This is a genomic window from Dysgonomonas reticulitermitis, assembly GCF_054601275.1.
In genome coordinates this window covers 1-13405 of the sequence record NZ_BAAHWU010000067.1, presented here as the reverse complement: position 1 = coordinate 13405, position 13405 = coordinate 1, and the positions used below count along the sequence as shown (strand labels likewise).

Annotated in this window: 12 protein-coding genes and 1 tRNA gene; 10 read left to right on the top strand and 3 right to left on the bottom strand. The window is 43.2% G+C overall.

Annotated elements, in window-relative coordinates; genetic code table 11:
• The first annotated feature begins 97 nt into the window (after positions 1 to 97).
• The 10 genes from ACYPZI_RS14565 to ACYPZI_RS14520 all read left to right on the top strand — a co-directional run bounded on the left by ACYPZI_RS14565 (position 98) and on the right by ACYPZI_RS14520 (position 11077).
• Entirely contained in the window at positions 98 to 289 is a 192-nt protein-coding gene (locus tag ACYPZI_RS14565; protein ID WP_459602864.1) for a hypothetical protein, read from the top strand.
• Positions 290 to 300: 11 nt separating this feature from the next.
• Positions 301 to 1863, top strand: a complete 1563-nt coding sequence (locus tag ACYPZI_RS14560) for a RagB/SusD family nutrient uptake outer membrane protein (protein ID WP_459602862.1) — start codon at positions 301 to 303, stop codon at positions 1861 to 1863.
• A gap of 17 nt (positions 1864 to 1880) precedes the next feature.
• Positions 1881 to 3026, top strand: coding sequence for a redoxin domain-containing protein (locus ACYPZI_RS14555; protein WP_459602860.1), 1146 nt, complete (start codon positions 1881 to 1883; stop codon positions 3024 to 3026).
• A gap of 322 nt (positions 3027 to 3348) precedes the next feature.
• Positions 3349 to 6552 carry a thiol protease/hemagglutinin PrtT gene (locus ACYPZI_RS14550; protein ID WP_459602858.1) on the top strand — a complete coding sequence of 1068 codons (3204 nt, stop codon included), beginning with the start codon at positions 3349 to 3351 and terminating at the stop codon, positions 6550 to 6552.
• Positions 6553 to 6583: 31 nt separating this feature from the next.
• Positions 6584 to 6721, top strand: a complete 138-nt coding sequence (locus ACYPZI_RS14545) for a hypothetical protein (protein WP_459602856.1) — start codon at positions 6584 to 6586, stop codon at positions 6719 to 6721.
• Between the two features lie 12 nt (positions 6722 to 6733).
• Entirely contained in the window at positions 6734 to 7621 is an 888-nt protein-coding gene (locus ACYPZI_RS14540; RefSeq protein ID WP_459602854.1) for a hypothetical protein, read from the top strand.
• Positions 7618 to 8061, top strand: a complete 444-nt coding sequence (locus ACYPZI_RS14535) for a S26 family signal peptidase (RefSeq protein ID WP_459602852.1) — start codon at positions 7618 to 7620, stop codon at positions 8059 to 8061. The genes ACYPZI_RS14540 and ACYPZI_RS14535 overlap by 4 nt, the downstream gene beginning before the upstream one ends.
• Positions 8062 to 8079: 18 nt before the next feature.
• Positions 8080 to 8349, top strand: coding sequence for a PqqD family peptide modification chaperone (locus ACYPZI_RS14530; protein ID WP_459602850.1), 270 nt, complete (start codon positions 8080 to 8082; stop codon positions 8347 to 8349).
• On the top strand, positions 8346 to 9428 hold the full coding sequence (locus tag ACYPZI_RS14525) for a nucleotidyltransferase family protein (protein WP_459602848.1): 1083 nt from the start codon (positions 8346 to 8348) through the stop codon (positions 9426 to 9428). Before ACYPZI_RS14530 ends, ACYPZI_RS14525 begins: the two co-directional genes overlap by 4 nt.
• A complete protein-coding gene (locus ACYPZI_RS14520) occupies positions 9416 to 11077 on the top strand; it encodes an ABC transporter ATP-binding protein (protein ID WP_459602846.1) in 1662 nt (553 codons plus the stop codon). Before ACYPZI_RS14525 ends, ACYPZI_RS14520 begins: the two co-directional genes overlap by 13 nt.
• A gap of 119 nt (positions 11078 to 11196) precedes the next feature.
• Here the strand turns inward: ACYPZI_RS14520 and ACYPZI_RS14515 are convergent, their stop codons facing one another.
• The 3 genes from ACYPZI_RS14515 to ACYPZI_RS14505 all read right to left on the bottom strand — a co-directional run bounded on the left by ACYPZI_RS14515 (position 11197) and on the right by ACYPZI_RS14505 (position 13150).
• Positions 11197 to 12282: a site-specific integrase gene (locus ACYPZI_RS14515; protein ID WP_459602844.1), complete on the bottom strand. Its 1086-nt coding sequence runs from the start codon at positions 12280 to 12282 to the stop codon at positions 11197 to 11199.
• Between the two features lie 229 nt (positions 12283 to 12511).
• A complete protein-coding gene (locus ACYPZI_RS14510; RefSeq protein WP_459602842.1) occupies positions 12512 to 12724 on the bottom strand; it encodes a hypothetical protein in 213 nt (70 codons plus the stop codon).
• A 349-nt stretch (positions 12725 to 13073) separates the two neighbouring features.
• A tRNA-Ile gene (locus ACYPZI_RS14505) sits at positions 13074 to 13150 on the bottom strand.
• Positions 13151 to 13405: the final 255 nt, after the last annotated feature.

Here is a 13405-nt window from a genome sequence, read left to right as displayed (position 1 = left end):
GTTATTCTGCTAATCATCCTGCTCCTAATTTTATAGCAAAAACTTTGTCCTATTTGCATTGGGCTAAAGTTCTTGTTCCACAAAGCAGATGCGAAAAATGAGCGTTGCTTATACGGAACTCAGGTTACAAGCAAAGAATTTACTGACAATAACGGCGAAAGGTACGGATATTGACCCTGAAAGTTTCGAATTCAACACTACCGGCAGCACAGGTGCAGCCACCGATCAAGCTTATTCGCAATTGCCTTTACCTAAGGAATTTTACATTGGTTTGCAAATTTCATTCTAAATATAATCATAATGAAGACAAATATTATAAAAAACGGGATTATACTTACTTTGGCGATATTATTTGCCTCATGTAACGATTTTCTTGATGTGGAACCGGTAGGCAAACTAATACCTACCAAAGTCGCGGAATTGGATAATCTTCTAAACAATGTCAATACAATTGATTTTCAATTTCTTGACAACAATCGCGGCTGTTTTTACGCTCTGCTCGGAGATAATATCACAATAAGCCCATATCAGGCGGAAAATACGTATTATGCCACGCATCCGAACATTGACAGGTATCATGCCTATATTTTCGCGGTGCCTTATTCAAACCCGGTAACCACGCATTATTTTTGGAATTGGGGAATTTATCGCTCTGCCGGTTTGTTTAACAATACAATCGCAGGGATTCAAAATCTTCCGGCCGCGGAAAGTGGCAGTGATTATGCGAAAGAGGTGATTGCACAGGCAAAGGCGGCAAGAGCCTGGATTTATCTGCAAGGCGGGTTGGTTTACGGGCCTGCGTATAACCCGGATGGTGCAAATGATAAAAAGGTGATTCCTTATCGCACAAACGAATCTCCACTTGCTCCAAATCCGCAGCTATCTACTGTTAGTGAGTTGTTTGATCTTATTTTACAGGATTTGAAAGAAGCCGTTGTTGATGTTCCTGATTTTGTGGGTACTCCGGTACGCGCTGGAAAAGTGGCTACTTTAGCAATTTATGCGCAAACGTATATGTACAAGCGGGATTGGCCTCAAATGCTTAAATTCGCCGATGACGCGTGGAAACTTGCCTTGCAACAACAAGGAGGTGACGTTGACAAATTGATTTATGATTACAATGATTTTGAATATATCAAAACAAATGCCGCTGTTGTGGCAGGTGCGGACTCTGCTGTCAATTGGTCATTGCGTCACAAAGGCGGTGATGTCAATTTCAGACTGCCCAATAACCGCGAAAATCTTCTTTATCGCATCTCACCGGCAGGAACAAGCCTTTACCCATCAAATGACTACTTGTCAATATTCGATGCCGGTTCGGATTTGAGATTCAAGCTGTTTTTATTGAAAGCCGAGGGCGCCGGAGGATCTGTTGATAAAGGAGGCGATGGTATCCAACGCTATAATTACAGAGGTAGTAAACTGCTTTACAACGAAGGCTTGACCTATCCTGATTTGCTGTTGATGCGGGCGGAAGCATACGCGCGGACAAACAATAAAACGGCGGCATTAGCCGATTTGAATACATTGCGCAAGTATCGTTATAGTAATTCCGCACCTTCCGATTTGGCAAATGGTTCCTCTTTGAGCACAGATGAAGTGCTGTATGAAATTATCAAGGAACGTCGCAAGGAACAACCATTTGAATCATTTCAACGCGCACTGGACATCAAGCGATACGTTTATGACAGCGGTAAACCATGGAGTAAAACCGAAGTAATCCATAAGATAGGCAATAAAACATATACCGCTCCTATAAATGATACATATTTTACATTGCCGATAGATAATCCGGTTATTTCATTGAACCCGGAATGGGGGCTGACTCCGGATTTGAAACCGTATGTATTAAAACCTGAATAATTTAAATAGACATAAAAATGACAAGAAAAAATTTTGTAAAAGTATTAGCTATCATAGTGCTGATTGGCTGTAATCTGAATGTGATGGCAGCGGATAATACCTATACGCTGAAAGGTAAATTAGGTAATTTCAAAGCTGTTAGGGCATATCTTGTGTCTCCATCAACCGGAGAAGTAATTGACTCGGTGGCTGTAAAAGACAACAAATTTGAGTTTAAAGGCGTAGCCGAAGATCCTTTTAAAGCGATCATCGCGATTAATTACGAAGCAGGCGCCGTGTATTCAAGGAATGTAAAAGATAGACTGACGCTCTATGTAGAACAGGGAATCATCACCATTACCAGTGCGGATTCTGTTAAAAACGCAAGCATTGCAGGCTCGGTTATTAACGCCGATGCAAAAAAATGGTCGGAAATAACGAAACCGATCAATGCAAAGCGATCGGAACTTTATGATTGGTGGGGCAAACTAACGAATGAGGAACGGAAAGATCAAGCGAACAAAGATAAAATAGAAGCGGAGAATAAAGCGTTGTCAGCGCAGACAAAAACAGCCGCTATTGATTTTATTAAAGCAAGCCCCGATGCTTATTATGCTTTGGATGGCCTATACAGGACAATAGTCGGCTATTTTCCGGATGCTAAAGAAGCACAAGAAGTGTTCGACTTGTATTCTGCAAAACTTCGCGCTTCCAAACGGGGGCAAGAAACGCAAACACTTATAGACAAGTGGGCGACAACATCGGTGGGCGCCATCGCGCCTGATTTCACGCAAAATGATCCGGACGGCAAAGCGGTTAAACTTTCCGATTTCAGAGGTAAATATCTGTTGATCGACTTTTGGGCATCATGGTGTGGGCCTTGTCGCCAAGAGAATCCGAATGTGGTACAAGCTTATCATAAATACAAAGATAAAGGATTCACTATTCTGGGTGTGTCATTCGATAATCCGGGTGATCGCGAAAAATGGCTGCAAGCTGTAGAAAAAGATCAATTGGAATGGACACAAGTTTCCGATTTGCAAGGTTGGAAAAATGAAGCCGGTGTATTATACGCCATTTCTGCTATTCCTGCTAACTTCCTGCTGGATCCGCAGGGTAAGATTGTTGAGCGAAATTTGCGGGGCGATGCTTTGGTCAAAGCCTTGGAAAAATATCTTAAATGATTTTTGTAATAGAATGAGGCTGTCTCGCAAGGGGCAGCTTCTTTTTTATATTCAGACGGCAAGTTTGAGATTTTGAGAGGCAAAAAGCTTCTCTTGCGGTAAAAAATTTGATTTTACCCTAATTTTATTTAATAAAATATTGTAAATATTTCAGATTTTTGTATATTTACATGAGTTTTTTAAGCGAAGCCGGTTTTTATATACTTAATTTGTATAATATTTATTATAAATATTATATATTTTATTATTATAATTAATTTTTTGAAGCACGCTTAAACATACAAAACATTAAACTAATATAAACTATTAACATAAACTGAATATGAAACGTAAGGCAGTGTTTTTGTTTTTAATGCTTGTTTTTTGCGTAATGTATTCTTACGCGGAGAGGATAAGTGTTGAACAAGCGGCGAAGGTGGCAAGAAACTACGTACGGGCAATCCCGAAATTCGATGCCCTGAGCGCGGTGCAACTAACGCATACCGCGGTCGGAACCGTACGGCAGGGGCAATTGCGGAAATCCGGTAGTGACGAAGTCTATTACTATGTGTTTAATGTAAACAACGACCAAGGCTTTATCATTGTCGCGGGCGATGATGTGGCCGTACCGGTCTTAGGCTATTCCGATAACGGCAAATACGATGAAAACAACCTTCCGCCTAACTTTGCCTATTGGATGGATTTTTTGTCAAAGGAAATTGCCTCCGCGATAGAAAACAACGCGCGACAAAGTTCCGAAACCAAAGCGCAATGGGAAATATACAGTAATGACGCCGCACCTTTGCTAAAAGCAGGTGACGTAGTGGTAGGCCCGCTTGTACAAACCAAATGGAATCAAGGTTCGCCTTATAATAACTACTGCCCGAACGGCAGCTATACCGGTTGTGTGGCGACCGCGATGGCGCAGATCATGAAGTACCATACCACGCCAACCACGAGAACAGTAACTATTCCGGGCTATACCACTATGACCAATAAACGGTCAATTCCGGCCATTACCGGCAGCACTTCCTATGATTGGGATAATATGACCAATACTTATAGCGGAAGCAGTACGCAACTACAGAAAGATGCTGTCGCCAAATTAATGTATGAATGCGGCGTTTCGGTAGAAATGGATTATACGACTTCGTCAAGCGGCGCGTATAGCTTTGATGTGGGAATTGCTTTGGTTAATTATTTTGGTTATGACCCTTCTGTACAAATCAAAAGTCGTGAGTATTATTCAAACGCGGATTGGGAAAACTTAATAAAAAAAGAATTAGACGACGGCCGGCCGGTCTATTACTCCGGTAGGAGTAATAATAGTGGTCATGCTTTTGTTTGCGCCGGATATAAAGATAATGGGGAATACTATTTCAATTGGGGATGGGGTGGCTTGTATGACGGATATTTCGTTACTACATCTTTGAATCCCGGTACCGATGGCGTGGGCGCGGGCGAAGGCACATACAATCTGGGGCAAGAAATTATTATCAATATTAAACCCAATGCAGGCGGTGTAGCTTCCAGTGGAATACACTTGTGGTCGAAAACAAGTCTGGTTTTATCTAAACCGACAGTCGATAAAGGAGAGCCCTTTACCGTTAATGCGCCTGTTATCAACTTCGGATTGTTTGATTTTACCGGGAGGGCAGGAATAGCGTTGATTGATAATGACGACCGGATTATATCCATTATCGGGGTTAAGGAAAACCTTTCTTTACTACCCGGATATGGTTACAATAGTTCTTATATTATCAATTGTATTGTGCCGTCTACGATAGACGCCGGTAATTATCGTCTCAGGGCTATCGTCCAATCAGACAACAGTGAAGAGTGGACTATTGTCACCGGAACACCCGGTTTCACGGATATTTTAAATATTACAATTACAGACCAAACAGAACCGGATAATAGTAACTTGGTTGTTTACAATGATCCTGCTTTTGTAATCGATCCTAATCCTATTGTTCAAAATTCAGGCGTATCTATTACTTTTGGCCTTTACAACAACAATGGTGCACTTTTTTTCGGAGATATTGAATTATCCCTGTGTGATTTAAGCGGAAATGTGGTGGAAATTATTGAAACCAGATTAGTCTCTGTTCCAAATGACAATTCTTATCATCCATATACTTTTATGTCACCGAATATAAGCTCTCCCGGAGGGGAGTACAAATTAACGGTATTCCAAAAAAGTGTTACCGGAGACAGGAAAAAAGTAGGCATTTACGGTGGGGGCAGTGAAAATAGTCGAAATGAAATTGATGTGACTGTAATTAAGTCTGTTGCTCTCACCCTCGCCAAAGGGCGCAACTGGTACCTGAGCAGCCCGGTGACTAATGCCAAAGTAAACAAGGCGTTTGCCGCCGCTAATTTCGTGGAATACTACGATGAGCCGCGTACTGAGCAATATAGCGCATCTGAACAAATAATTGACGGCTGGGTGAATATCGCTGGCGGCGAGGACACACTTGTTCCGGGCAAAGGCTACGTTGTCCATGCCAACGCAGGCGAAGGCGACGTGACTTACACGTTCACAGGCATACCGAATACCGGAGATGTGGAAGTTCCCCTTACCCGTACCACAGACGTAGCCAAAGAGGGCTTCAACCTGGTGGGCAACCCGTACCTGTCGCATATCGACTGGGACGCGGTAAGTTCAGAAAACGGTAGCCTCGTAGAGCCGACAATCTGGTACCGCACAAAAACCGATGCCTATCAGTTCTATACATACAACAGCGAAAGCCAATTGAGCGACCCTGACAATTTGGAATATATGTTGCAGTATATTCCACCGATGCAGGGTTTCTGGGTGCGCGCCGCCAATACAGACACATTTAAATTTACCGCGGACGCGATAGTTAATAACGTAGCAGGCAATACCAATATGCTCAAAGAGCAAACAATCGGCGGCGCCCGCCCGCTAGTCCGCCTGCAACTAACGGATGGCAGGAAAACAGACCGCGCCGTGATTTTCGCGGACAAAAACGCGAAAGATGGTTTCGACCGCTACGATTCCGGGAAAATGTTCAGTTCGGGCGCGGCGATTTACACGGTAGCCGAAAATGAAAAATTGATATTCAACGGGCTTAGCGCTATAAGCGCGGGAACTGAAATCCCGCTCGGCTTTTCCACCGACCACAGCGGGGAATACAGTATCGCGGCGATAGCCGTACAGGACTTCAACGGTTTTGAAGCAATCCTGAAAGATAACTCACTGAACACCGAGTTCAGCCTTGCCGGCGGTGAAGCATACAGGTTCTCTTCAGGCATTACGGATAATACATCGCGTTTCAGCGTGATTTTCCGTGCGCCAAAGGATGTAGCCGATGATAACGGTGAAGTTATAGTATATGCCTCCGGCAATACGCTGTATGTGCGATCGTCTGTGCCGGTGAAACGGGTACGGGTTTACAACCTGGACGGCAAATTGTCGCGCGACACGAAGGAAAGCGTTATATATAATGTGAGTTCCGGCGCCTGTATCGTGAAGGTGGAAACCGAAAACGGCACGGTAAGCAGGAAAGTGATAGTGAACTAAATAGAATCAACAAAAAAAAAATCATACAAAAATGGAACAAAAAAACGAATCGGCACGGCAAACAGCCGTGGAAGCTCCGGCAACCTATACGGCCCCGGAGATAGAAACCATCGAGGTGGAAGTGGAAAAAGGTTTTGCGCAAAGTCCAACTCCTGGTCATCGCGAATGATAAATAACAGGAATGTTACATGATACATACCGGATTGCCGGGCGTCTTATAGCGGTTTCTCCGCTCCCGAATCAGGAAAACCCGGATATTATTCCGGGTTTTTCCTGCTTTCGTACAGAAGAAAATATACAGAAAGAAAAACCTTTGTTGCGTTTCGATACGGGTATCCCGTTATCCGACCGGGCAACCGAACCTCAACATAGCTTTATGTTTGAACAGTTCACATGCGATTTTTCCGGAGATAAAGACGCGTACCTTTTCCGCATGGCTTCGCCCGGCAATGTTTGTCCATGGCTGGTAAAAATTCACCCCGATGGCGATGTGTTCCGTGCTTTCAGTAACTTTGATAATGTCACGCCCGGCTATGTCCTTCGCTTCGCCGTCTGGATCGCTTTCGGCGTAGCGGCCGTCCACCGTCAAACGGTGGCGATCCATTCTTCGGCTGTGATGTGCGGTGGAAAATCCGTTCTTTTCCTCGGCGAGTCGGGTACGGGAAAAAGTACGCATACGCGACTCTGGCTCAACCATATTCAGGATACGGAACTGTTGAACGACGATAGCCCGTTTCTGAGCGTTAGCGACAATGTCCGCGTCTACGGTTCGCCATGGAGCGGAAAAACACCCTGCTATAAAAACCGGAATGCGCCTGTGGCCGCGTTGGTGCGTCTGCGGCAAGCCCCCTGCAATAAAATCCGAAGGCTAAACAGCCTGGAAGCGATTGGCGCTGTTTTGCCCTCGTTTCCACCTGCGTTCGCTTACGACAAAGCCTTATCGGGACACGTACACGGCATTCTTTCCGAAATATTGTTGCAAACGCCTGTTTACGCTTTAGATTGCCTGCCCGACGCGGCCGCGGCTGAATTGGTGTTCAATACCTTGAAAGAAGAGGGAAGCTTATGATTGAGATTACCCAGGAATGGCTATTCAGCGAAGCGAAAGGCTTCCTGTCCAAAGGCGAAAGCGTAATCATGCGCGGATGCGGCAACAGCATGAACCCTTACCTGAGAGCAGGAACGGACGCAGTCATATTAAGTCCGTATCATCCTGAAGATTTGCAGGTTGGCGTTATTGTACTCTTTTTTTACCATGGCAGATACCTGCTTCACCGGATCATCGGACGTAAAGGCGAATATTTCGTTATCCAGGGCGATGGCGTTTGCAAAAATACCGAAACCGTTCCGGTACAGGATATTATCGCCGTAGTGTGGACAGTTATCCGTCCCGACGGAAAAAATGTTTCCGCGCGAAGTCCAAGCGCCCGGCTATACTGGCGATGCTGGTGGCGTTTGCGGCCTTTCAGACGGTATCTGCTGTGGTTATGGCGGAAATTCAACATTTAAATAAAAACAATATCAAATATGAAAATTAAAGAGGGACATACGATAAAAACAATAGGCGGCGAGCGTGTCGTTATCGTTCAGGGGCGGACCGGAATGGATTTGACAAAAATCATTTCATTCAACGCGATGGCGGAATGGCTTTGGAACACGTTTTCAGATATTGACTTCACTGAAAACGAAGTGGCGGACATACTTGTGAAACAATATGGCATCGACGCGGGACAGGCTGTCGCGGATGCCCGTCAATGGATTATACAATTATCGGAAGTCCGGTTGCTTGAACTATGAACAATATAGACACAAGCCTGCTGGCTCTCCTGCGGGCAGCAGCTATGGGCAGTTCACCCCCTTGTGAAATCTTTGATAACATGACGGAAGATGATTGGCGTACACTCTATCAACTGGCAGTGGATGGAGGCGTGGTAGCTGTCGCTTATGACGGGATGCTTCGGTTGCCTTCGTCATGGATGCCTCCGAGGAAACTCCGGCTTGCATGGGCCGCTACCGTTGAGCATATCGAGCAAAAATATGCTCACGCATGGAGTGTGGCCACGGATTTAGCCGGGCGTTTCGGCGAACATGGTATCCGCATGCTGGTGATGAAAGGGTTAGGCCTGTCGCAATACTATCCTATCCCTTCCCGTCGCGAGTTTGGCGATATAGATATCTATTTGTTCGGGGAAAAAGAACAAGGAGATAAACTATTCAAGTTATGGGGCGCTAAAAAGAATCTATCTAGTGATAAACATTCCTCGTTCACATGGCAAGGGCTTCTGATTGAAAATCATGACGGTTTTATGGATATGGACGGCTCGGCTCTCAACAGGGACTTAAACGTCAGGCTGAAAAAGATCGTTGAAACAGACCACGGATTTACTCAGGCAGGACAACCTTTATTTCCTTCTGTTGATTTTACCACGCTTTTCTTCATGGCTCACGCGGTTCAACATTATGTTACGGATCATATAGTGTGGCGGTATTTTTGTGATTGGGCGATGATACTTCGCGGCCTCGACGGGAAGTGGGATATGCAGGCGTATGAGGAAGCTTTGGGGCATGCAGGGTTCCGTTCCTTTGCCGATGCTGTGACGGCCGTGACGGTAAACGAATGGGGACTGCCTCCCGGAATTACGCCTTCTTTTGAACGGCAACCGGAACTGGAAGCGCGACTACGGAAAGAGCGTTTGCTTCCTAAAACTTTGCCCGGTAAAGATATGCCTGTTTTACGGCTTATAATCTTTAAATACCGCCGTTTAATGGCGCGCCGGTGGAAATATAAGTTGATTTATGGGAATTTCCGCCGGATGATCATACGGTCTGCTCTGTATCATTTACGTTATCCGCAAAGTATATTATGGAAGAAATAAGCGGTAGCCTAAAAGATATTCGCCGGATATTCCATCTGCTGCCTGTGAAATACCGGAAGCGAGGGATATTGGTAGCCGCTTCGGTTTGTTTGCGCGCTTTGCTTAACTTTATAGGACTAACAGCCTTAATTCCGCTTATAACATCGGCTATCGAACCGGAAGCAGGAAGTTTGCTACTGCTTTGCCTGGCTATCTTTGCTTTTATCGTCCTCAAAAATATGGTGAACGTATGGCTGGGAGGCGTTCATATACGCTATATTAATCAATTGTATTGCCATTTTTCGGAGAAATTATACAAAAGTTATTTCCGGAAAGGCTTGCTATTCGTCAAGCAAACGCCATCCGATTCCCTGTCAAACAGGATTAACGGCGTATGCTATCGTTTTTCGCAATATATCGTTTCCCAGCTTTTTACGATAAGCGGCGAAGCGTTGCTGCTCTTTTTTATCTGGATAGGTTTGTTCATCTATTCGTACCAGGCGGCTTTATGGATGTCCGCCACTTTGCTTCCGGGGCTTTGGATTTATTTTTTCGTCATACGCAAAAAACTGCGGCTGTATGGACAGGCTGAAAATGAAATACACTGGAAACAATGGCGTTTGGTAACGGAAACCTTCAAAGGGTATGCCGAAGTCACGCTCAACCACGCTTTCCCTCTGTTCTTTAAACGATTCAAAGCGGGATTAAAGGAAATCGCCCACTACCGGGAACATAGTGACAAGATACAACGGTTGCCCGAAAGTATGATGGAAATATATATCATTGGCGGATGGATCGTGGCGGCGCTTCTTAGTAAAGGCGGAAATGAATTAAAGCTCACTTTGGGTATAATAGCCGTGGCTACGGTGAGAATGTTGCCTGCGATACGTAATCTACTCAACGGATGGACTTTGCTAAGAAATAATGCTTATACCATAGACATAATCGGTGATGTTTTACCCGGTGAAGAATGGGAAGACGAAACTAGCCCATCTCTTCCCATTTCGTTTCGTCATCAGATAGAAATACGGGACGTTACTTTTACCTTTCCTGACGCGGAAGCCGGAGAACAGGCAGTTATCCGTCATTTCAACCTCATTCTGCATAAAGGTGAACGTATCGGAATACGTGGAGCATCGGGTATCGGAAAAAGCACGCTATTCAACCTGCTCTTAGGCTTTTATACGCCGCAGCAAGGCGATATACGTATCGACGACGTACAGCTTGACAGCCAAAATAGAAGCGGATGGCACCGGATAGTAGGCTATGTTCCACAGGATGTATTTATTTTAGACGGCACACTGGCTGAAAATATCGCTTTGGGCGAAGAATCTATAAATGAAGAACGGCTCAAACAGGCCTTGCGACAGTCGAACCTCGACGAGTTTGTCTGTAGCCTGCCCGAAGGTATTCACACGCCTATAGGAGAAAACGGTTGCCGGTTATCAGGCGGCCAGCGCCAACGTATCGGTATCGCCCGCGCGCTTTATAAGCAAGCTGAGGTTCTTTTCTTCGATGAAGCGACGTCATCGCTCGATTCGCGGACAGAGCAAGAAATAACCGATGCTATAAACAATCTGTCGGTTACCCACAGGCAAATTACCATCCTGATCATTGCTCACCGCGAAACATCGTTAGCTGGTTGCGACCGGATTGTGGACTTATCGTAAAGTAAGGCGTTGTGCGGTTTTCCATACATTCGAGAGTCGTTCTTTGTATTTGTGCAAAATGGGGTAAAGTGTAGGGGTTCGCTGGTATTCTAAATCGTTACCTGTCAAGAAAAAGAGAGTTATAACTTGCTTGTTTTCAATTGGAAAGAAGAATGAGTATGTCTTCCGCAATGTGTTGTTAATTTCTTATTAATATTACAAATCTCCGCGATTTTCTTCAGGTATGTATTCAGATTCTGGCAATGGCGGATTGGCAGCAGTTCTCCTGTGGATTGTTTTTTAACTTTATATTCATCCAGAATCGACAAGGGAACAGCCAGCAGTGGGATATAAGCTTCAACCCCGCTTTTAATCCTGGTGACCAACAGATATTTTTCTCCTTTATCATTTTCCCGGATATCTCCTTCTTCCAGATTAGATACATCTGCATATCCAAGACCGGTGAAACAACAGAAAACAAATAAATCCCTTACTTCTCTTAATATTTCAGATTTAAAGTCTTCTGAAATAATCCTTTTTAGCTCATTTTTGTTGAGAAAATAACGTTTTACACGCTTTGACGAAAGCTTGATACCATCAAACGGGTCAGAGTTCATGTAACGCCTCCTGAATGCCTGGTTTGTGATTTGCTTAAGTCTTCTCAGGTTATTGACTACTGTATTGTCATCATTCTTGTATTGTATCCGGAGAAATGACTCAAATCCGGTAATAAATCCATTATCCACCGCCTGTATGGCTACATCTTCTTTATTATATTTTAGTTTGATAAATTCTTCCAGCCTGTTTTTTGTCCTTATATAATTGTCTAGTGTAACTCCTTTTATTGTAGTACCCTTCAGGGACATCTTTTGTGTGATTTTTTCTTCAAACAGTTCCAATAATTTATAACGCAGGCCAATTTTATTTAAAAACACATCCCGGAGTTCTGCCGCTGTGACATAGCCATTTTGGTCAAGGATTTCCCTGTGTTTTATTTTTAGCCGTGCAAGCATTGCATTCAAAGAGTTATTTATTTCAATCGCCGGTTTACTTTTTCCGTCCATCCTGCCTGATTTCGGATTCCATAAGCCTGGATCGACAACTATTTTCGTACTGAACTCAACTGATTTACCGTCTATGGTCACCCTTATAGTTATTGTCGATAAACCGTCTTTATTAAGTTTGGTTCTGCGGGCGAGAAATAATATCCTGACTGTACTGCTCATAACTTATATTTTTTAGATCCACGCAAATCTAGAAAATATCGAAACGTGTAGAAAGGACTAATATGGTAGGCAAATAATCAAACTGTGTTAAATATATCTAACAGTAATAGTGACTAAAATGTTAATATACTTCACATTCAGAATACGATATACACTTATGTATTTGTTGTTTATAATTCAAGGTAAAGAAAAGAAAAAAAGTAAAGAGTCAATAAGCAAGCAGTAAAAATCAATTATTATGCTTGATATTTATTTCTTTGTAATATTCTTCATCGAAAAAGAAATTTAAATCGATTTTATCGAGCCTGTCATTTATAAGTGAAGGACGGATATAGAAATAATCACGGTGCTTTTCTTCCTGTTGAAAACCTAATTTTAAAAAATAGTCATACAGTTTAAAAGACGAATATTCCATATCCTGATCCATTAGATAGTATTCCATCTTTGCCGATTTTTCAAATAATGAAAATATCCGGAAGATCATCTTTTATGTAGGATAAATGGAACATTTTTAGTTACGAGAACCAATTGACAATAACAGACAACATCCGTCATTATATGACGTTAAAATTCAATCACTTATGTTAATATTCGTGACCATTCTCAGATAAGGAAAAATGTCCACGATATTTCTAACGAACTAATGTCGGATTATGTCTTTTATAGTCCGGAGAGTAATTTAATATTCAATTATTGTAATAAAAAAAGGTCTGCAAATCATTTGATTTACAGACCTTTTGTCTTATTTTTTCGAGTAATGCCGGAAACTTTCTTTTTTCTTTTTTCTTCTATGGTAGTCCCAGGCAGAGTTGAACTGCCGACCTCTACATTATCAGTGTAGCGCTCTAACCAACTGAGCTATAGGACTGGCTTCTTGTTTCCACCTGAAACTGACTGGCAGCTTCCTGGTTTCTCTTGTGTTTCAGCGGTTAGCTCCTAGCTGCTAGCGGTTAGCTTTTAAGCTAAGGGCTATAGGCTATAAGCTAAGGGCTTATTTTTTTAAAATAAACAACATTATTCAGAGTGTAGCACGTTCAGAGAGAAGTTTTGAATATTAAGAAGCAATAAATCACTACTTACTACCTTCTACTTACTACTCTTACAGGTACATACCTTTTCGGAC

Excerpts from the sequence above, each read along its gene's own strand:
- ACYPZI_RS14565 (WP_459602864.1), top strand. The coding sequence starts at position 98 with ATGAGCGTTGCTTATACGGAACTCAGGTTACAAGCAAAGAATTTACTG.
- ACYPZI_RS14560 (WP_459602862.1), top strand. The coding sequence starts at position 301 with ATGAAGACAAATATTATAAAAAACGGGATTATACTTACTTTGGCGATA.
- ACYPZI_RS14555 (WP_459602860.1), top strand. The coding sequence starts at position 1,881 with ATGACAAGAAAAAATTTTGTAAAAGTATTAGCTATCATAGTGCTGATT.
- ACYPZI_RS14550 (WP_459602858.1), top strand. The coding sequence starts at position 3,349 with ATGAAACGTAAGGCAGTGTTTTTGTTTTTAATGCTTGTTTTTTGCGTA.
- ACYPZI_RS14545 (WP_459602856.1), top strand. The coding sequence starts at position 6,584 with ATGGAACAAAAAAACGAATCGGCACGGCAAACAGCCGTGGAAGCTCCG.
- ACYPZI_RS14540 (WP_459602854.1), top strand. The coding sequence starts at position 6,734 with ATGTTACATGATACATACCGGATTGCCGGGCGTCTTATAGCGGTTTCT.
- ACYPZI_RS14535 (WP_459602852.1), top strand. The coding sequence starts at position 7,618 with ATGATTGAGATTACCCAGGAATGGCTATTCAGCGAAGCGAAAGGCTTC.
- ACYPZI_RS14530 (WP_459602850.1), top strand. The coding sequence starts at position 8,080 with ATGAAAATTAAAGAGGGACATACGATAAAAACAATAGGCGGCGAGCGT.
- ACYPZI_RS14525 (WP_459602848.1), top strand. The coding sequence starts at position 8,346 with ATGAACAATATAGACACAAGCCTGCTGGCTCTCCTGCGGGCAGCAGCT.
- ACYPZI_RS14520 (WP_459602846.1), top strand. The coding sequence starts at position 9,416 with ATGGAAGAAATAAGCGGTAGCCTAAAAGATATTCGCCGGATATTCCAT.
- ACYPZI_RS14515 (WP_459602844.1), bottom strand. The coding sequence starts at position 12,282 with ATGAGCAGTACAGTCAGGATATTATTTCTCGCCCGCAGAACCAAACTT.
- ACYPZI_RS14510 (WP_459602842.1), bottom strand. The coding sequence starts at position 12,724 with ATGGAATACTATCTAATGGATCAGGATATGGAATATTCGTCTTTTAAA.